Annotated in this window: 18 protein-coding genes; 9 read left to right on the top strand and 9 right to left on the bottom strand. The window is 68.8% G+C overall.

Going from position 1 to position 18,321, the window contains the following annotated elements; all coding sequences use genetic code 11:
* The first annotated feature begins 341 nt into the window (after nt 1–341).
* Nucleotides 342–2,090, top strand: coding sequence for a carbohydrate binding domain-containing protein (locus tag AC6CKD_RS05430; protein WP_498325530.1), 1,749 nt, complete (start codon nt 342–344; stop codon nt 2,088–2,090).
* A gap of 86 nt (nt 2,091–2,176) precedes the next feature.
* Here AC6CKD_RS05430 and AC6CKD_RS05425 read toward each other — a convergent pair whose 3' ends face one another.
* Entirely contained in the window at nt 2,177–3,643 is a 1,467-nt protein-coding gene (locus AC6CKD_RS05425; protein ID WP_498325528.1) for an amidohydrolase family protein, read from the bottom strand.
* A gap of 180 nt (nt 3,644–3,823) precedes the next feature.
* Nucleotides 3,824–4,225, bottom strand: a complete 402-nt coding sequence (locus AC6CKD_RS05420) for a hypothetical protein (RefSeq protein ID WP_498325527.1) — start codon at nt 4,223–4,225, stop codon at nt 3,824–3,826.
* A gap of 129 nt (nt 4,226–4,354) precedes the next feature.
* On the opposite strand from AC6CKD_RS05420, the gene AC6CKD_RS05415 reads away from it, so the two are divergent.
* Nucleotides 4,355–4,939: a DUF2975 domain-containing protein gene (locus AC6CKD_RS05415; RefSeq protein WP_498325525.1), complete on the top strand. Its 585-nt coding sequence runs from the start codon at nt 4,355–4,357 to the stop codon at nt 4,937–4,939.
* Nucleotides 4,939–5,172: a helix-turn-helix domain-containing protein gene (locus AC6CKD_RS05410; protein WP_498325524.1), complete on the top strand. Its 234-nt coding sequence runs from the start codon at nt 4,939–4,941 to the stop codon at nt 5,170–5,172. The genes AC6CKD_RS05415 and AC6CKD_RS05410 overlap by 1 nt, the downstream gene beginning before the upstream one ends.
* A gap of 88 nt (nt 5,173–5,260) precedes the next feature.
* On the opposite strand, the gene AC6CKD_RS05405 is transcribed toward AC6CKD_RS05410, so the two are convergent.
* A complete protein-coding gene (locus tag AC6CKD_RS05405) occupies nt 5,261–6,391 on the bottom strand; it encodes an NADH:flavin oxidoreductase (RefSeq protein ID WP_498325523.1) in 1,131 nt (376 codons plus the stop codon).
* A gap of 198 nt (nt 6,392–6,589) precedes the next feature.
* Between AC6CKD_RS05405 and AC6CKD_RS05400 the strand changes: the two genes are divergently transcribed.
* Both AC6CKD_RS05400 and AC6CKD_RS05395 read left to right on the top strand, forming a co-directional pair.
* Complete coding sequence (locus AC6CKD_RS05400) at nt 6,590–7,054, top strand: MarR family winged helix-turn-helix transcriptional regulator (protein WP_498326258.1); 465 nt, start codon at nt 6,590–6,592, stop codon at nt 7,052–7,054.
* 101 nt (nt 7,055–7,155) lie between these two features.
* Complete coding sequence (locus AC6CKD_RS05395; protein ID WP_498325522.1) at nt 7,156–7,596, top strand: hypothetical protein; 441 nt, start codon at nt 7,156–7,158, stop codon at nt 7,594–7,596.
* A 150-nt stretch (nt 7,597–7,746) separates the two neighbouring features.
* Here AC6CKD_RS05395 and AC6CKD_RS05390 read toward each other — a convergent pair whose 3' ends face one another.
* Both AC6CKD_RS05390 and AC6CKD_RS05385 read right to left on the bottom strand, forming a co-directional pair.
* Nucleotides 7,747–8,571, bottom strand: a complete 825-nt coding sequence (locus AC6CKD_RS05390; protein ID WP_498325520.1) for an ABC transporter permease — start codon at nt 8,569–8,571, stop codon at nt 7,747–7,749.
* Nucleotides 8,568–9,506, bottom strand: coding sequence for an ATP-binding cassette domain-containing protein (locus AC6CKD_RS05385; RefSeq protein WP_498325518.1), 939 nt, complete (start codon nt 9,504–9,506; stop codon nt 8,568–8,570). Before AC6CKD_RS05385 ends, AC6CKD_RS05390 begins: the two co-directional genes overlap by 4 nt.
* 165 nt (nt 9,507–9,671) lie before the next feature.
* Between AC6CKD_RS05385 and AC6CKD_RS05380 the strand changes: the two genes are divergently transcribed.
* Together AC6CKD_RS05380 and AC6CKD_RS05375 are read left to right on the top strand one after the other, a co-directional pair.
* A complete protein-coding gene (locus AC6CKD_RS05380) occupies nt 9,672–10,310 on the top strand; it encodes a PadR family transcriptional regulator (protein WP_498325517.1) in 639 nt (212 codons plus the stop codon).
* Nucleotides 10,311–10,708: 398 nt separating this feature from the next.
* On the top strand, nt 10,709–10,855 hold the full coding sequence (locus AC6CKD_RS05375; protein WP_498325516.1) for a hypothetical protein: 147 nt from the start codon (nt 10,709–10,711) through the stop codon (nt 10,853–10,855).
* Between the two features lie 31 nt (nt 10,856–10,886).
* Here AC6CKD_RS05375 and AC6CKD_RS05370 read toward each other — a convergent pair whose 3' ends face one another.
* Nucleotides 10,887–12,116, bottom strand: coding sequence for a serine hydrolase domain-containing protein (locus tag AC6CKD_RS05370; RefSeq protein WP_498326256.1), 1,230 nt, complete (start codon nt 12,114–12,116; stop codon nt 10,887–10,889).
* A 357-nt stretch (nt 12,117–12,473) separates the two neighbouring features.
* Between AC6CKD_RS05370 and AC6CKD_RS05365 the strand changes: the two genes are divergently transcribed.
* Nucleotides 12,474–12,788: a hypothetical protein gene (locus AC6CKD_RS05365; protein ID WP_498325515.1), complete on the top strand. Its 315-nt coding sequence runs from the start codon at nt 12,474–12,476 to the stop codon at nt 12,786–12,788.
* A gap of 22 nt (nt 12,789–12,810) precedes the next feature.
* Here AC6CKD_RS05365 and AC6CKD_RS05360 read toward each other — a convergent pair whose 3' ends face one another.
* The gene (locus AC6CKD_RS05360; RefSeq protein WP_498325513.1) at nt 12,811–13,251 is read right to left on the bottom strand and encodes a nitroreductase family deazaflavin-dependent oxidoreductase; all 441 of its coding nucleotides are present in this window, start codon (nt 13,249–13,251) and stop codon (nt 12,811–12,813) included.
* Nucleotides 13,252–13,454: 203 nt separating this feature from the next.
* Here AC6CKD_RS05360 and AC6CKD_RS05355 point away from each other — a divergent pair, with 203 nt between their 5' ends.
* Nucleotides 13,455–13,919 (top strand): hypothetical protein, encoded by a 465-nt coding sequence (locus AC6CKD_RS05355; protein WP_498325511.1) that lies wholly within the window; start codon nt 13,455–13,457, stop codon nt 13,917–13,919.
* Nucleotides 13,920–14,052: 133 nt separating this feature from the next.
* Here the strand turns inward: AC6CKD_RS05355 and AC6CKD_RS05350 are convergent, their stop codons facing one another.
* The gene (locus AC6CKD_RS05350; protein ID WP_498325510.1) at nt 14,053–16,395 is read right to left on the bottom strand and encodes a M9 family metallopeptidase; all 2,343 of its coding nucleotides are present in this window, start codon (nt 16,393–16,395) and stop codon (nt 14,053–14,055) included.
* A gap of 223 nt (nt 16,396–16,618) precedes the next feature.
* Nucleotides 16,619–17,986, bottom strand: a complete 1,368-nt coding sequence (locus AC6CKD_RS05345; RefSeq protein ID WP_498325509.1) for a phosphatidylinositol-specific phospholipase C domain-containing protein — start codon at nt 17,984–17,986, stop codon at nt 16,619–16,621.
* Nucleotides 17,987–18,321 lie beyond the last annotated feature (335 nt).

The following is an 18,321-nucleotide window of genomic DNA, read 5'->3' as shown; positions in this document are numbered from 1 at the left end:
CCCGCCTGTCCGCTCGTCGCGTTCGAATCCTGCGCCCCGGGTGAGCGGCGGGGCCCTGCGGTGACCGCTCCGGCGGCGACGTGCGCGACACGACCGCCGGTGCGGCACGGTCGGACTCCCGCCAGGGGCAGGCGGGTTCGGCGCGCCGCCGAGGTCGCGGGCCGCGCACCCGCTCGACGGGCCGCGCTCCGGCTATTGGTCCAGACCTATTGACCAGGCGGGTCGTTCCTCCTACGATCCGGTCCGGAACAGCCCCACCTGTCCCCACCTCACCCAGAGCCGGGCGTCACGCCCCCACGCGTCTGTCATGCCCATGGCGCTCGGCGGGAATGGAGCGCACCATGTTCCGTCGGAGACCACGCACCCCGCGCCCGCCGGCCGACACCGACCCCCGGGTGAACCGGAGCAGTCGCGCAGAGCGCCCACCGACCGTCCTGAACCGCTCCCTCGCCTGGGTGAGCGCCGCCGCCGTCATCGGTACCGGCATCGCCGTGGCCGGCTCCGTCACGGCGGGAGCCGCAATGGCGGGAGCCGCAACGGCCGGGGCCGTCGCCACCAACCTGGTGGTCAACTCCGGTTTCGAGAACGGGCTCTCCGCCTGGACCTGCTCCGCGGGCTCCGGCGCCGTCGTCGGCAGTCCGGTCCGCTCCGGCTCCTCCGCGCTCCGGGCCACACCGACCGGCCAGGACAACGCCCAGTGCGCCCAGACCGTCAGCGTGCAGCCCAACTCCCAGTACACCCTGAGTGCTTACGTCCAGGGCAGCTACGTCTACCTCGGCGCCACCGGCACCGGGATCACCGGTGCCCCCTCCACCTGGACGCCGAACAGCCCGTCGTACGGCCAGCTCAGCGTCGGCTTCACCACGGGGCCGAGCACCACCTCGGTGACCGTCTACCTGCACGGCTGGTACGCCCAGCCCACGTACTACGCGGACGACGTATCGCTCACCGGCCCCGGCGGAAGCAGCCCCACGCCGACGACCACCACGCCGCCGACGACACCGCCCCCGACCACCGCGCCCCCGACCACCGCGCCCCCGACCACCGCGCCCCCGACCACTGCCCCGCCCACCACTGCCCCGCCCACCACTGCCCCGCCCACCACTGCCCCGCCGACCACCGCCCCGCCGGGCGAGACCTGCCCCACGAAGCCCAAGCCGTCGGGCAAGGTCCTGCAGGGCTACTGGGAGAACTGGGACGGCGCCGCGAACGGCGTCCACCCCGGCATGGGCTGGGTGCCCATCACGGACAGCCGGATCGCCGCGCACGGCTACAACGTCATCAACGCCGCCTTCCCGGTGATCCTCTCGGACGGCACCGTCCTGTGGCAGGACGGCATGGACGCCACCGTCAAGGTCTCGACCCCCGCCGAGATGTGCCGGGCCAAGGCGGCCGGGGCGACGATCCTGATGTCGATAGGCGGTGCCACCGCCGGCATCGACCTGAGTTCCAGCACCGTCGCCGACAAGTTCGTGGCGACGGTCGTCCCGATCCTCAAGAAGTACAACTTCGACGGAATCGACATAGACATCGAGACCGGCCTGACCGGAAGCGGCAACATCAACACGCTGTCCGCCTCCCAGGCCAACCTGGTGCGCATCATCGACGGGGTGCTGGCCCAGATGCCGGCGGGCTTCGGCCTGACGATGGCTCCCGAAACCGCCTACGTGACCGGCGGAAGCGTCACGTACGGGTCGATCTGGGGCTCCTACCTGCCGATCATCAAGAAGTACGCCGACAACGGCCGGCTGTGGTGGCTGAACATGCAGTACTACAACGGCAGCATGTACGGGTGCTCCGGTGACTCCTACCAGGCAGGCACCGTGCAGGGCTTCACCGCCCAGACCACGTGTCTGAACAACGGCCTGACCATCCAGGGCGTCACCATCAAGGTGCCGTACGACAAGCAGGTGCCCGGCCTGCCGGCCCAGCCCGGCGCGGGCGGCGGCTACATGACGCCGAGCCTGGTCGGCCAGTCGTGGAACGCCTTCGGTGGTGCGCTGAAGGGGCTCATGACGTGGTCGGTCAACTGGGACGGCTCGAAGGGCTGGACCTTCGGCGACAACGTCAAGTCCCTCCAAGGCCGTTGATCGGCCCGCTGTCACTCGGGGGGAGTCGGACATGAGCGGGCGGGGCCCCGTGGGAGCGTTGAGCGCCCGCGGAGCCCCGCCCGGGTTCAGGAGGCGGCGCGCAATCGGGTGGCCGCGGATTCCGCTTCCCGTACGACGCGTTCGGTGTCGATGTCGACGAGGCGGCCGTCGAGTTTGAGGGGCCGGCCGTCCACGAAGACCGCGCGGACGTTCTCCGGGCGGCCGTTGAAGACGATCTGGTTGACCCAGTCGAATCGCGGCGCGAAGTTGAGAGCGGCGGGGTTGATCACGATGACGTCGGCGCGCTTGCCGGGGGTCAGGGAACCCACCGTGTCGCCCATGCCGATCGCCTCGGCGCCGCCGAGCGTGGCGAGGCGCAGGACGTCGTGCACCTGGGGGAACACCGAGGTCTCCAACGCGCGGGCGCGCTGGAGGCCGATGGCCCCCTTCATGAGGGCGAAGAAGTCCGAGGTGTCGTTGGTCCCGCCGTCCTGGCCGAGCCCGGCCTTGACGCCGCGTCGGCCGAGGTCCGGCAGCCGCATGATCCCCGAGGCGAGGCGCATGTTGCTGAGCGGACAGTGTGCGACCCGTACGTCGTGCGCGGCGACGACGGCGATCTCGTCGTCGGTGAGGTGGATCGCGTGGTTCATGAGCAGCCGCGGACCGAGCGCGCCGATGTCCGCGAGGGTGCCGATCGGATCGTCCGCCTGCTGCTCGGCGCGTTCGAGGACATGGCTGTTGAGCATGACTCCGAGGTCTCCGGCGATCTCCCAATGCAGCCGGTTGAGGCCCTTGATGGCCCGTGCCGCGTGGGTGGCGACCTGTGCCGAGGCGAGGGGGAGCGGGTCGATGAGCTCCTTCTTCGTCCGGGTGATCAGCGAGGCTTCCCGCTCGGCTTGGAACATCGCGTAGGTGAAGCGGACGCCCGTGCCGGCCAGGGCCCGCACGTACTGGACCGTCGTGTCGTACGGGAGGGCGTCCACCCAGTCCACGAGCGTGGTCACGCCGGACTGTACGGAGTCGAGGGCGCCGAGGCGGACGAAGCGGTACATGTCCGCCGGCGCGATCCGGGAGAACGTGGCCCGGTTGCAGTCGGCCAGCCATCCGAAGAGGTCGCGGTCCGCGCAACCGCCCCGCATCGACGACTGCCACAGGTGGGTGTGCACGTCGACGAATCCCGGCATCACCAGGTGGCCGGCGGCATCGATCACCTGTGTGCCGGGCGGTGTGGGCAACCGGTTCCCCACGGCCGCGATGACGCCGTCCCGCATGAGGACGTCCGCGTGCTCGGCCGTACCCAGCGGGCCGTCACCGAGGGCGGGATCCATGGTGAGCACGAGTGCGGCGTTCCTGAGCAGGACGGCCCGGGCCGAGGGTGTGCCGCCGTGCGGCGGCCGGTTCCTCCCGGCGCCGAGGACGAGCGGGGCGGCCGCGGCCATTCCGAGGCCGCCCAGGACGCGCCTGCGGCTGGGCGTCCCCGCCGTCGGCGAAGGCGTGGGGACTTCCGGTAAGGGGGTCGAGGCGGGTTCGGGACACTCGCTGAGCGGGTTCATGGCGTGTGGCCTCCCAACGAACGAGGGTGGGATCGGCCTTCCCCGCACTGACGAGTGGTCAGATGGAGGGGGGCAGGCTCCATGAATCGTCCATCGGGCCGACACCTTTCCGATAGAGGCGCGTCAACATTTTGTAGAAGCCGTACCCGTCGTCCCGCCCGCGCCCTGGGGCACGTGCTCCTACGACCCCTCGTCGTACGTCCCCGCCTCGACCTCGAGGGCGAGTTCTTGGAGGACTTCGATCGCGGAGACGTCCGTGCGCCCGCTGTCGTGCGCGATCGCGAGGCTGGTGAACGCCAAACTGAAGCCGGAGACCATCGTGTGCAGCGCCGGGCCGAGGGCCTCGGCCACCGCCGCGGCCACCTGCTGCGGAGACGCGTCGGCCGGCACGCTGATCGACGGCAGCATCTCGTTCAGGAGGGTCGAGGCCACTCCGGCCGTCGCCTCGGAGTCGCCGCCGCCGGTGTCACCGCCACCGCCGTCCTCTCCGAGCCCGTCCTGTTCGGTTTCGACGGCCCGGCGGATGTCTTGGGCTTCGGTGAGGATGCCGATCACTCGCTTGAGGACCTCTGTGCGTTCCATCCTGCGGAGCGTAGTCCGGCAGCGCCCGGAGCGTGGCCGTGGGGGAGCCGTGCCGACATCGAGGTACTTGTCGATTATCGATATGGCCTCTAGTCTTCGGCATATCGAAAATCGATAGGAAAGGGCGCGATGAACACGCGACTCACTAAGATCCTGGCCTCGGCGACCTTCGTGCTGTCGGCGCTCTGGGGGCTCGTCTTCATCGGCACGGGGCTCACGCACATGCTCGACGACGGGGCGGTCTGCGTGCAGACCGGCTTCTGGGCCAATGCCTCCCTGGCGGACCCCCTGCCGATCGGCAAGGGCGTGGAGGCGTCCAGCAGTGCCGCACGGCTCTGTCAGAACAGTCCCTCCGGGGCGCAGCGGGCCGCCGACCTCGGCGTCGAACTGCCCTGGCTGCTGTTCGCCTCCCTCGCGCTGCTGCTCTTCTCCCGGCTGCTGAAGGCCGTCGTCGCGCAGGGGCCCTTCACCGACGCCGTGGCGCGACGGCTCACCGTTCTCGGCTGGTTCGTCACGGTCGGCACGCCGCTGGCGGGCCTCGTCGTAGGCTGGTCGCAGTCGTGGCTCGTCGCCAGCATGGCACCCATCGTGGGTTCCGGGCCGACGGTCGCGGACCCGCAGGTGCTCATCCTCGCCGGCCTCGCCGCGGTGATCATGGGCAAGATCATGCGCGAGGGCGTGCGCATGCGAGAGGACCTCGAAGGGACCATCTGATGCCCGACGAGGAACTCCACTCGATCCGGATCCACCTCGACCGGGTCCTCGTGGAGCGCGGCATGACGCTCACCGAACTGTCCGCGCAGGTGGGCATCACCGTCGTCAACCTGTCCGTGCTCAAGAACGGGCGAGCCAAGGCGATCCGCTTCTCCACCCTGTCCAGGATCTGCGACGTGCTCCAGTGCCAGCCGGGAGACCTGATCACCCACGACCCCGCCGAGCCGGCCTAGGGGAGCCAGCCACGCCCTGGTGCGGACGTGCGAACGCCCCGTGACCTCGGCGGACCGGTATCACGGGGCGTGGGGCGGGCGGTGACGGCTACCGGCTGAGCGACTTGAGCGCCTCCGCGTCGTACGGCTTCAGCTCGTCGAAGCGGTTGCCGAGGACCTTCGCCGCCCACTGCGGGTCCTGGAGCAGCGCCCGGCCGACGGCGACCATGTCGAACTCGTCGCGCTCCATCCGGTCCAGGAGGTTGTCGATGTCGCCGAGCGCCGCACCCTCGCCGGCGAAGGCGCGGAGGAAGTCGCCGTCGAGGCCGACCGAGCCGACGGTGATGGTCGGCCGGCCGGTGAGCTTCTTGGTCCAGCCCGCCAGGTTCAGGTCCGAGCCTTCGAACTCCGGGATCCAGTAGCGCCGGGTGGAGGCGTGGAACGCGTCGACGCCGGCCGCCGCCAGCGGGGCCAGGATCGTCTCGAGCTCCTCCGGGGTCTGCGCGAGCCGGCCGTCGTAGGCCTCCTGCTTCCACTGGGAGTATCGGAAGATCACCGGGAAGTCGGCCCGGACGCGCTCGCGGACCGCGGTCACGATCTCCGTGGCGAACTTCGTGCGGGCCACCGCGTTGCCGCCGTAGTCGTCGGTGCGGCGATTGGTCCGGTCCCACAGGAACTGGTCGATCAGGTAGCCGTGGGCCCCGTGCAGTTCGACGCCGTCGAAGCCGATCCGCTCGGCCTCGGCGGCGGCGTCGGCGAACGCGCCGATGACGTCGTCGAGGTCGGTGCGGGTCATCGCCCTGCCGGTCCCCTCGGTGCCGTCGACGCGGATGCCGGACGGGCCGACGGCGGGGGCGTCGGGATACGGCGCCTCGCCCTCCTGGCGCACCATCCCTATGTGCCACAGCTGCGGCACGATCGTGCCGCCCGACTCGTGCACGGCCGCGGCGACCTTCGCCCACCCCGCCAGCTGGTCCTCGCCGTGGAACCGCGGCACCCGGTCGCTCTGCCCGGCGGAGTCGTGACCGACGTAGGTGCCCTCGGTGACGATCAAGCCCACTCCGGCGGCGGCCCGGCTGGCGTAGTACGCCTGCACGTCCTCGCCGGGCACGCCGCCGGGGGAGAACATCCGCGTCATCGGCGCCATCGCGATGCGGTTGGGGACGGTCAGGCCGTTCACCTTGACGGGCCGGGACAGGATCTCGGCCGCGCGTGAGGCGGTGGACGTGGTGACGGGCATGCGGGTCCTCCGGGTTGAGACTGTGGCTCGTCGGGTGACAACGAGGAGTGCATAATACACATGTTATGTATCATGCATATTGCCGGGATCCGGCCGTCGTACGGGGGCCCGCCGGTCCCCCCTGGTTCACAGGTCGGCGATAATGGAGCGCCGGAAGGAGCGGGAGGCGCAGTGCTGGAGAAACTGGAGCGGGAGCTGATGCTGCTCTCGCGGCACCAGGTGCTTGCCCGGCGCGAGCGCGACACCGAACGCCTGGAGCGGTCGGCGTACCTGCTGCTCAGCCGGATCGACTCGCAAGGCCCCATGTCCATCGGACAGTTGGCGGAGGCCTTCGGGCTCGACACCTCGACCGTGAACCGCCAGACGGCCGCGCTGCTGCGCTGCGGACTGGCCGAGCGCGTCGCGGACCCGGAAGGCGGCATGGCCCGCAAGCTCCGCATCACGGTTGAGGGCGGGCGTCGGCTCACCGAAGACCGCGAGGTCAACATGTCCTGCCTGGCCAGGGTGGTCGCCGACTGGTCCCCGGAGGAAGTGCGGGAGCTGGAGGACGCACTGGTCCGGCTCAACCGCAGCGCCGAGGCCCTCGAAGGCCGCTGCTGGCCGCGCGCGGAGGAAGACGGCATCCACGGCGAATGCCACCCGCCGGTCCCGCACGAAAGCTGAACCGTCCGCCTCCGACCGGCCGCGTCCGACCGTCCGGGCCAGACCATGGGGTCCTGGGGTCCTGGTACGCGGTGTGGCGGCCGGGCAGGTAGTTTGCTCGGGTGAGTCTCCTTGATGATGTGGCCGAACGTGACGGCTGGAAGTGCTGGGTTTGTGATGAGCCGGTCGACCCCGACGAGTCGGTGAACGACCCCCGGGGGCCAAGTGTCGACAGCCGGACCGCCGACCGGAAGGCCAAGGTCGCCGAACGGCTCGCGCACCGCGGGTGCAACACCCGCAAGGGCGCGGTCAAGGTGGTCATCGCCTGGCCGGAGCGCCTGTACGTAGTCGAACCCGCGCCGCTGATCACCGTTGCCGAGAGGCTGGAGCGCAAGGGCGGTCGCGAGATGGTCGGTCGCTGTCCGACCAGGAAGGACGCCCAAGAGACGGCGGATTGGCTGGTGGACCGCTTCTCCCGCCTCGTACCGGGGCTGCCGGTGACCGCCGACATCCAGGCCGGTGGCGGTCAGTTCCTCGTCATCCTGTCCACCGGCCGCCGCTGACAGCACACGGGGCGGGTGGGGCCGATGTCGATGATCCAGTCGGCGGCCGTCACTGGTTCCGCGGAGCGCTGTCGCGCGGCCCGGCTCGGCGCCGACCGCGCCGGACCGGCCCCGGCCTCCGATCCGGATCGGAGGCCGGGGCCGGGTTCTTCAGCGGCTCAGGTTCTGGAACCGCTTCACCGCCAGCGGGAAGAACACCGCGATCAGGGCTACCGGCCAGGCCACCGCGAGGAGTTCCGCGTGGGTCGCGGCCCACGAGTCACCGGTCGCGCCCGGGTTGCCGAACAAGCCGCGTACCGCGGTGGCCGTCGCGGACATCGGGTTCCACTCCACGATCGTGCCCAGCCATGAGGGCATCGACGCGGGCGAGGCGATGGCGTTGGAGAGGAAGCTGACCGGCCAGACCAGGATCTGCACGGCCTGCACCAGTTCGGGCTTGCCCGCGACCATCGCCAGATGGATGCCGATCCACAGCATCGCGAACCGCAGCAGCAACAGCAGTCCCACGGCACCCAGGAACGGGATGAAGCCCTCGTGCCACCGCCAGCCGATCGCGTACCCGACCGCGATCATGACGGTCAGGCCGACCACCGACTGCAGCATGTCGGCGACGCTCCGGCCGACCAGGACCGCCCCGGAGTTCATCGGCATCGAGCGGAACCGGTCGATGACCCCCTTGCCGAGGTCCTGGGTGACCGAGAGCATCGTCGCCTCGAGACCGAAGGCCATGGTCATGGTGAGCATGCCGGGGACCAGATAGGCCTTGAAGTCGCCTTCGACGCCCTGTCCGCCACCGATCAGATAGCTGAACATCAGCATCATCATCACCGGGAAGACCAGCCCGACCACCACCTGTACGGGCTGGCGTGCCCAGTGGGTCAGCTCGCGCCGGGTCATCGTCCAGGAGTCCGCGGCCGCCCAGCCCAGCTTCGACCCCGGGGCGTGCGTCGTGGTCATGCCGTGCGCCGCACTCATGCGGAGTCCTCCTTCGTCAGGTGCATGAAGACCTCGTCGAGCGTCGGCCGGCGTACCGCGATGTCCTCGGCCTCGATGCCGGCCGCCTCCAGCGCCCGCACGGTCTCGGTCAGCGCGGCCATCCGGTCGCTGACCGCTGCGCTGACCATCCGCCGGTCCTCGTCCACCGTCACCTCACCGGGCAGGAGCGCGGCCGCGCGGGCCAGTTGGCCGCTGTCGTGCAGGACCACGTCGATGCGGTCGCCGCCCGTCTTGGTCTTCAGCTCGTCCGCCGTGCCCTCGGCGATGACCTTCCCGTGGTTGATCACCGCGATCTGGTCGGCCAGCTGGTCGGCCTCCTCCAGGTACTGCGTGGTCAACAGGACGGTCGTGCCGCCGTCGACCAGGGAACGCACCGCGCTCCACACCTCCGTGCGGCCGCGGGGATCGAGCCCGGTCGTGGGCTCGTCCAGGAAGAGCACCTGCGGCTGGGAAATGAGGGAGGCCGCGAGGTCGAGCCGCCGCCGCATGCCCCCGCTGTACTGCCTGATGGCCTTCTTGCCGGTGTCCGCCAGCCCGAACCGGGCCAGGAGCTCGTCAGCCCGGGCGCCCGCACGGCGGGCGCCGAGATGGTAGAGGCGGCCGAACATCTCCAGGTTCTGGCGGCCGCTGAGCTCCTCGTCGACGGCGGCGTGCTGGCCGAGCAGTCCGATCCGCGACCGCACCTCGTCGGGCCGGGTCCGCACGTCGATGCCGGCCACCTCGACACACCCCTCCTCGGGGCGCAGCAGGGTGGACATGATGCGCACGGCCGTGGTCTTGCCGGCGCCGTTCGGGCCGAGGATCCCCTGGACGGTCCCGGCTCGAACGGTGAGATCGAGGCCGTCGAGGGCCTGCTTGTCGCCGTACCTCTTCCGGAGACCTTCGACGACGATCGCCCTCTCGTGGTCGGACAACGCACCCTCCTGTCCTAGTGGTCAAGCTTGACTAGAGCTTCCAAGGTAGGGCGTCCCCGACCCGTTAGTCAAACTTGATTAGGCGGGGAAGTCGCGACGAGTGCGCCACTAGTCAAATTTGGATAGGGATAGCCTAGTCAAAATTATCTACGGAGGAGACGCCTCATGTCAGCGATCCGGCTGCTGGTCCTCGGCGCGGTCCGTCAGCACGGACGGGCCCACGGCTACCAGGTGCGCAACGACCTGGAATTCTGGGGTGCCCACGAGTGGTCCAACGCCAAGCCGGGCTCGATCTACCACGCGCTCAAGCAGATGGCGAAGCAAGGGCTCCTCGTCGAGCACGAGGTCGCGCCGAGCGCCGTCGGCGGCCCGCCCCGCGTCGAGTACGAGATCAACGACAAGGGGACCGAGGAGTTCTTCACGCTGCTGCGCCAAGCCCTGAGCTCGCACGAGCAGAAGCCGGACGTCATCTCCGCCGGCCTCGGCTTCATCGTCGACCTGCCCCGGGACGAGGCCGTCGTGCTCCTCAACCAGCGGATCGCGGGTCTTGAGCAGTGGCGGTCCGCCGTCACTGAGTACTACACGCCGGAGGACGGGCCCGGGCAGCTCGGGCACATCGGCGAGATCATGAACATGTGGGTGCACTCGGCCGACAGCGGCGCGGAATGGACGCGCAGCCTCATCGAGCGGATCGAAGGCGGCGCGTACACGTTCGCGGGGGAGGGCGAACCGTTCGTGGGCGTACTCGCGGACGATGAGCCGAATCCGTTCGCGACGGGTCCCCACCCGGAGGACAACCGCTAGTGCCGTGACCGGAAAGGTTCACCGGGTCGCGACGCCCGGCACGGCACCTCGCCGCGTTGTCGGGCCGAGCCGGTACGTCCAGTACGAGGCACGGCCCTCCGCCTTGCGATGCGTCCCCTCGGCCCTTCGGGCCTGGGGAGACCCCATGCACCGGACGCCGCGACCCGGCAAACCTTTCCGGCCACGGCACTAGCCGGCATCCCTGCGTCGATGCGCGTGAGGTACCCCGCACCCAGTCGGCTGTTCTCGGCCCAGTATCGGATCCCTTCAGGTGACGGCCTCGTCATCGTGGCGGCTAGCGTCAACATCGCTGAGGTCGTCAAAACGCCGTCGCTCGCGTCGCGGCTGGCCGGCGGCATCGCAATCGGATGAAATTCGCCAAATCCGCCATCGGCTTCTTGGCACCCTGTGCATACCTATTCGGTGCCGCGCTCCTTATCGGCGGGTCACCGCAGGGCGTCGTACGGTTCGCCGCCGGCTCCGTCGTCGCCATCATCACGGCGCTCGTCATCTCCTGGATCGCACTGGTCGAAGTTCTGCGCTGAGAAGACACAGGCGGGCCTGCAGTCCTGGGTGTCAGTCGTCGATCGCCTGGTAGAGCGTGGTCCAGAAGTCCTGGACGAGGCGCGCCGGGTCCGGGACGGACAGACCGACCTGGGTGAGCAGGATTCCGGTGAGCTGGTTCTCCGGGTCGGCGTAGGTCGAGGTGCCGCTTCCGCCGTCCCAGCCGAACTGGCCGATGGGCGCGTAATCGCCACGGTGGGTCCGCGTAGCCATCCCGAATCCCCAGCCGCCGTGCTGCCCCTGACCGAATGACACGTGGACGTTGTCCGCTGCCATGGCATGCCGCGCCGCTTGCTGCTCGGGCGGGAGACGGTTGGTGGTCATGAGCTGGACGGCGGGCCGGGACAGGATCCGCTCGGTGCCGTGCATCCCGCCGTTGAGGAGCATCCGGAAGTAGGCGTGGTAGTCATCGGCGGTGGAGTTCAATCCGCCGCCGCCGCTCTGGAACGCGGGAGGCAGGCTGTGACGTCCTCCCTTCGCTTCGTCCCATACGTGAAACTCCCCGGTCTGCGGATCGGGGGCGTAGAGGGGCGGCAGCCGGTCGATCTGGTCGGCAGGCACGTGGAAACCGGTGTCGTTCATTCCCAGAGGGTCGAAGATGCGTTCGCGCAGGAACGTCTCGTACGACTGGCCGGTGACCCTGGAAACGAGCACGCCGAGCAGATCGCTGGCGATGTGGTACTGCCAGCGATCTCCGGGCTGGTGCATCAGCGGCAGCGCGCCGAGGCGTCGCATCCACTCGTCGGGCTCCGGCATGGGCTCCGGCAGATTGGGCGTGAGCCCCTGCTCGAAGATCGTGTTCATGATCGGAGTGCCCAGAGAAGTCATATCCATGCCGAGCCCGAACGTGGACGTCAGCACGTCCCGCACGGTGATCGGCCGCCGCGCCGGCACGGTGTCGTCCAACTCGCCGTCGATCCGCTTCAGCACCTGACGGTCGGCCAGTTCGGGCAGCCACGGATCCACTACGTCGTCCAGCCGCAGCCTGCATTCGTCGAGGAGGATCATCGCCGCTGCCACGGCGACGGGCTTGGACGTGGAGGCCATCCGGAAGATCGTGTCCCGACGCATCGGCGCGCCACCCTCATGGCGCATCGTCCCGATCGCTTCGACGAGCGTCTCGTCTCCCCGGCCGACCAGTGCGACGAGGCCCGGTATCTTCCCGGACTCGACGTACCGCGCCAGGACGTCGCGCATTCTGCGCAGCCCTGCTTCGGAGAAACCGTCTTTGCTCCGGCTCATGGTGATCCCCTTCTGCCCGGCGTCCGATCTTTCGCATGCCAACACAGCCACGTCCAGCACGAGTTCACTCTCGGGACTGCCGCGACTCCGCAAAAATCCTGGAGATGCTCGCCGGTCCCCTGCCCGCCTGTCAACGGGTGAGCACGCCGGTAGGCCGCCGAAGGTGCATCGAGGGGGTGTTTCCCCGCTCATCTTCTTGCCGGGGCGGTTGGACTCGCCGACCATGCTGCAAGGCCCCCTCCGTCCGGTTTCTGCCGGGCCTGGGTGGGAGCATCAAACAAACAGGGGGATAGAGTGACGAACCATCGCATTCCGAGGAACCGCTCTCGTGCGTCGGTCTCCACACTGGTACCGCTCGTGCTCCTCGCCGGGCTGCTGATGGGCCCGGCAGCCTCCGCCGCCTCCGCCGCCGCTGCGGCGCCGGCAGTCCGGCAGGCGCCCGCGGCTGTGGTCCTGTCTCAAAGCCCCCTCTCGGCCGGTGGCGGCGTGGTGACCGTGCTTCGCACGCCGACGTCGTCTCAGGTCCAGGCCGCCACCGGCAGCAAGAAGAAAAAGAAGAGCAAGAAGAAGGGCGGGCTCTTCAAGAGCCTCCTCATCGTCGTGCTTCTCGTCATCGCGCTGCTCGTGGTCGTGTTCGGGGTGCGCATGGTCCTGCGCCGCCGGTCCGCCTAGGACGTGGCCGCCGCGCCCGGTTTCAGGCCCGACTGATCCGGAGAACCGGGATGTCCCTGTCGGTCCCCTTCTGGTACTGCTCGTACCGAGGGAATACGGAGAGCAGGAGGGGCCAGACCCTGGCCTTCTCCTCCGCGGGCAAGACTTCGACGCGTCCCCGGAAGCGTTCGCCCCGTACCCGTACGTGCACCTCGGGGTTGGCCTCGACGCTCGCGAACCACATCGGGTGGTGGTCGGCACCTCCGTTGGACGCCACGACCAGATAGTGGTCACCGTCCTGCGCGTGGATGAGGACGGTGCGATGCCATGCACCGCTGACGCGGCCCTGATAGTCCAACAACAGGCAGGGCGACCCGTTCATGTCGGTACCTTCCGTACCGTCCGACTCCTCGTACCTCACGCTCTGGTCGCGCACCTGGGGATGGGGGCTCAGTTTCACGGTCGCCGGGTCGTAGCTGGTCATGGGGGAACCTCCGGAAGTGAGGGGCGGCGTCGTCGATCATCCACCATGGCCACCTGCTGATGGGCAAGAGTGTCGTGATGCGGCCGGGTGGAGTTCAGATCCTGAACATGTTCCGTTCTGATGTCATGTGAAATATCACATGACATCAGCACCGGTTCCGAGAACCCTCGGACGGTGCTCCCTCACAAGGAGAACGAACCACCATGAACCGCTTAGCCCTGCTCGCGGCCGGTGCCATCGCCCTGGCCGTCTGCACCACCACCACGACCAGCACGGCCACCGCCGCCACCCCGCCGGCAGACACCATCGGGACGGTCACCTCCTGCGGGAACGCCGGCCTCCAGGCGGGCTTGGCCACACGGCTGTGCGCGGAGATCACCGGTACGACCATCACGTTCTACGGGAAGGTCGGACTGGCCGGCCCGCCCTCCCCGGGCAGCCCGCAACCCGCGGCCAAGGAGCTCCTCACCACCCTGTCCGTGGAGGTCGTCGGAGCCGCCGCACCCCGTACGCAGGTCAAGCAGGTCCGCTTCACCGCCACCACCCTCGAGGTGCGCGCTCCCGCCGTCACCGCATCGTGCGGTTCGACCGTCCGCGGCAGCTTCGGCGTGGCCGTGTACCCCCACGCGGCCGTGCCGGTGGTCCACGAGGCCACCCTCGCCTGCTGAGACCCCGCGCGCCTCGCGGGCGGCATCGCTCACCCGCGCCCCGCGCGTTCGGCGGCTTCTCCGGTACGGGCTCCTTGCCATCCGTGATCGGATGGCAAGGAGCGTCCGCACGTTCAGGACCCGGTGGGCCGCCTCACCTGGTCTGTGTGGAGACGCTCACCCCGCTGAAGTCCTGCGCGGCGGCGAGGCTGAAGTACACCCACCCGGAAGGCGGGTTGTCCACCGTCAGGGCCTCGCTGTTGCCCGCGTTGGTGGACTTCGCCTGGTAGCTGCTCGTGGTGGCCCAGCCGCTGCCGCCGTAGTAGAGGTCGGCATTGCCGGCGCCGCCGCTGCTGGTGATGGTCAGCTGCTTGACACCGGCCGGCAGGTACACGAAGTGGTAGCTGTAGTTCCCGCTCGTGGCCGAGAGGTTGTCCCGGCGGCAGTTCTTGTCGAACTGACGGGGGTCGCTGATGGTGCACAGCGGGGTGGAAGGGGCGTCGGGCAGGGGGCCGCAGTCGTTGGTCGCGCAGGCGGTCGTCAGCCAGGTGGCGAAGCCGGCGTCGTAGGAGGTGCCGATGGTCTGCTTCAGGAAGGCGCGGGCACCGTTCCAGTCACCGGTGCGGTACTTGCCCAGCACGGTCTCGACGTCGGCGGGGTGCGCCTGGAGCATGTAGCGGACCGCGAGGAAGCCCCAGCGGTAGACCCGGTTCGAGTTGACCTCGGGGTCCGCGTCCTGGCCGTAGACGGTGTCGAAGAGGTCGCTGAGCTTGTAGGTCTTCTTGCCGGCCTCGGTGATCGCGTCGGCGTTGCGCTCGCCCCGGTAGCCGAACGAGATGTTCTCGGCGATGCCCTCGACCCACCAGATGGTGGGCGTGGTCATGCCGGCCTCGAAGTCGCCGGCCATGTTGTAGCGGCCGTCGAGGTAGTGGGTGTACTCGTGGTTGAGGTTCCAGATCTGGAAGTCCGGGCGCAGCCAGTGCGCCTCGTGGGCGATGAAGCGGGCCTGGTTGCCGGCGACGGCCGGGTTGCCCTCCTCGTACATCCCTCCGTTGTCGACGTCGATGTCGTAGATGGCCCAGGCGTACAGCGAGTAATTGGTGTAGTCGTCGAAGACGACGACCTCGAGGCTGGTGTTCACGTCACCCGGGATCGCGCCCTTGTCGCCGATGACCCGGTGGAAGTATGCGTCCTGGTTGGACAGGCTGGTGCAGGTGCCGTCGAGCTGTCCGGGGGACATGTCCTGGGCGCGGATCTTCAGGCCCGGGGTGCAGGTGTGCTGGATCGGGAGGATGGCCGGGAGCACGCGTGCGCCCAGGTCGCAGATGGCGTAGGCCGCGCAGTTGTTCCTGTCGTACTGGCGCGTGTACCAGCCCAGGTTCATGGTGATCGGCGCGGTGGGGCCGACGTTCGGGTAGCGGTTGATCAGGTCCTTCAGCAGCGGGCGGACCCGGTCCTTGAGCTCGGGGACGTCGAGGGCGTGCCCGAGGAAGCGGCCGACGTTGCTGACGACGTCCAGGCGGTTGAGCTGCGCGCTGTTGCGCGTGACGAATCCGGCCCAGGTGTTGAGGATGGCGGGGTCGGCCTTGAGGGCGGCCCGCCAGCCGCGGTCGTCGTTCTTGGCCTTGAAGCCGTTCTCGACGACCCACTCGACGTGCTGCATCGCGAGGTTCATCTGGCCGGGCCACGTGCCGTCGTAGCTGCCGAGCATCCACTTGACGACGCCGGCGTAGCGGCCGGCCGCGTGGGTGCTGTCGATCAGGGTGACGACCTCGTTGAGGATCTCACCGTTGGCGTCCGTGACGTCCTTGCTGCGCGGGGAGGCGAAGAAGGCGTCCAGCGCGCCGAGCGCGGCACCGTCGAGCGCCGTGCCGTACGGGCCGACGGCGTCCCCGTTGTTGTCCTGCACGTAGTAGCCGGCCCGCAGGAACAGCACCAACTGCCCGACGGAGGCGCTGTTGCTGCCCGAGTAGGTGGCGGAGGCGTCGCGCAGCGCGTTGGCGACGGTCACCATCTGGGCTTCGTTGAAGGCCTTCCGCGCGTTTTCCCCGGTGAGGTTGAACAGCGGGTACGTACAGGTGATCCGGGGGAGTGCCTTGAGCTGCTGGACCAGGGTGCCGCCGGTCGCGTTGATCACACCGGAGAGGTCGCCGCACTCGTCCCCGGCGGCGGCCGAGGACCGATGGCCGTCCTTGCCGGACTTGGTCGGCAGTACGGGCTTGACGGTCGGGGCGGCGGCGGTGGGGGACTCCTCGGTGCTGTCCTGCGAGGAGATCCGGAAGCGGGAGCCGTTGCTCATCGCGTCGGGCGACTTGGGAACCGGGATCGACCGCGGCGTCGCGGCCGCGGTTCCACCCGCGTACGCGGCGGCCTGGGTCGTGGCGCCGACGGAGGCGGCCTGGCTCTGTGGCGCGAGCAGGCCGAGTGCGAGGAAGGCGGCTGCGCCCAGCGCGGGAAGTCTGCGCGTGGTGGCCTTCGATATCCGGAAGGGATGCATCTGCGGGGGCCTCCGGGGCCGTTGTGCCCGCGTGATACACGGGCGATTGGTGTGTGACATGTAAAATTTCACATGTCGCATCGCGCCGGAAGTCTTTTGGCTGGATTGGCACCTGGAGCAGGGGAACGTTGTCGGCCGTCGGGCTGCCTCGGGCTGCCGTCGGCACCCGGTGGTGAACCGAGTGCGTGTCTCGCGGCCTGGACGGCCGCGAGACACGAGGCTCTTACTTCGGGCAGGTGTCGTGGGTCACCTTGCCGCCCGCGGTGGCGGCGGTGTCGGGGTTGACCGTCAGGCACAGGCCGGTCCACTGGTTGATGAACCTGAAGGCGGTCCGGCGCTCGTTTCCGACCTCGACCTGCGTCGGCATGATGTTCCACATCTGGTTGCCGGAGAACCAGCGGGTCTCACAGCCCCACCAGTAGAGCTGGGTCCCGGCTGACGGTGGGGTTCCGTTGTTCCACGGGATGGTCAGGCACATGCCGTTGCCGGACTTGATCCAGTAGTAGCCCTGGCCGTCGTACGAGGGTGCCTCGGCGCTCCACCGGTGGCTGGTCGGCGCCGTCGACTGGCAGGTGCGCTGGGTGACCAGGCCGCCGGTCTTGGAGCTGTCGAACTCCGGGCCACGCACCATGCACTTGCCGTACTTGGTGTCGACGTAGGTCTTGTCGGCATTGACCAGCCAGATCGCCTGGTGGCCACCGGCAACGGTGTAGCCCTTGTTGCGGTCGATGATGTTCTGGATCAGGGCCCAGCCGGGAAAGTCCATCATGACGATGCCCAGGTGGCCGTTGCCGCCGCCGGAGTTCAGGTACTGCATCAGGCGGAAGTTGACGCCTTGAACCGCGGGCCGGCCGTTGGCCCACCCGTACCCCCCGGCGAATTGCGCGGGGGACATGAGGTCGCCGTTGTAGTCGGACGCGGACGTGTACGTCACGAACATCTCACCGCTGCCGTCACGGACGGCCTTGTCGATGTTCTCCTTGACGAAGCCGAATTTCTGCTGGATGCCATCCGGCTCCCAGTGATCTTCCTGGTGGCTGTTGAAGGTGTTGATCCCGTATTGACCGTCGACGTTGTCGAAGCTGCCCAGCACGATCTTTCCCCGGACCTGCGAGAGGCGCGGCACGTACGCCACGGTTCCCCTGGAGATCGAAGGGGCGTAGAACAGGTTCGGGTAGCGATCCGTGTAGTTCTTGAAGATCTCTTCGATTTTCTTGCTGTCGACGTTCTTCGGATCGTTCGCGCACTCGAACGTGCCCACGTTACCGCGAGGGCATTCAGCCCTCAGGCGCATGACGATGGTCTCGCTCTTGTGCTTGCCGAGGAAATCATTGGCCTTGGTCAGTACGTCATCGAAGTTGGCGTCCTGGTACGACGATCCGTGATGAATCGTGAAGTGCGTTCCCCCAGTGACACGGACCCGGATGTCAACAGCGCGGATGCCTCGCTCCAATTGCGCCGTCAAGGTGTTCGCGCTTTTTCCGAAGTTCTGCTGCGTCTCCGCCGGAGGTCCTCCCTGGATGGAAAGCGAGTCGTGGGTGCCGGGAAGGGACAGGGCCGCGAGCCATGTGCCGCCCGCGATGTCCTTCATCCAGTCGGCGTTCGTCGCCGATCCGATGTTTCCGAAGGCGTCCCCGAAATTGCTCCCGTGGGCTCGGGCGGGAGTCGGCGCGAGGAGAGCGGTGCTGCCCGCGACACCGATCACGACCGCGCCGGCTGCGACACCGGTCACCATCCGGCGTGCCAGCCGGCGAAGCCACGGGCGTGACCCCTGGTGTGCCTGATGAATGGATGGTCGAGACATGGAACTCCTACTCGGATCAAGGGGAGAGAATCCGCCTTCGAGGAGGCGGGCTGATGGGGCAAGGGGGCGAATGCCGCCGCGTACCTTCGCCCGCCCGCCACGTCGTGTGGCGGGCGGGCGAG

The organism is Streptomyces sp. GQ60, from assembly GCF_059758875.1.
This window is presented reverse-complemented; position numbering and strand designations above follow the sequence as displayed.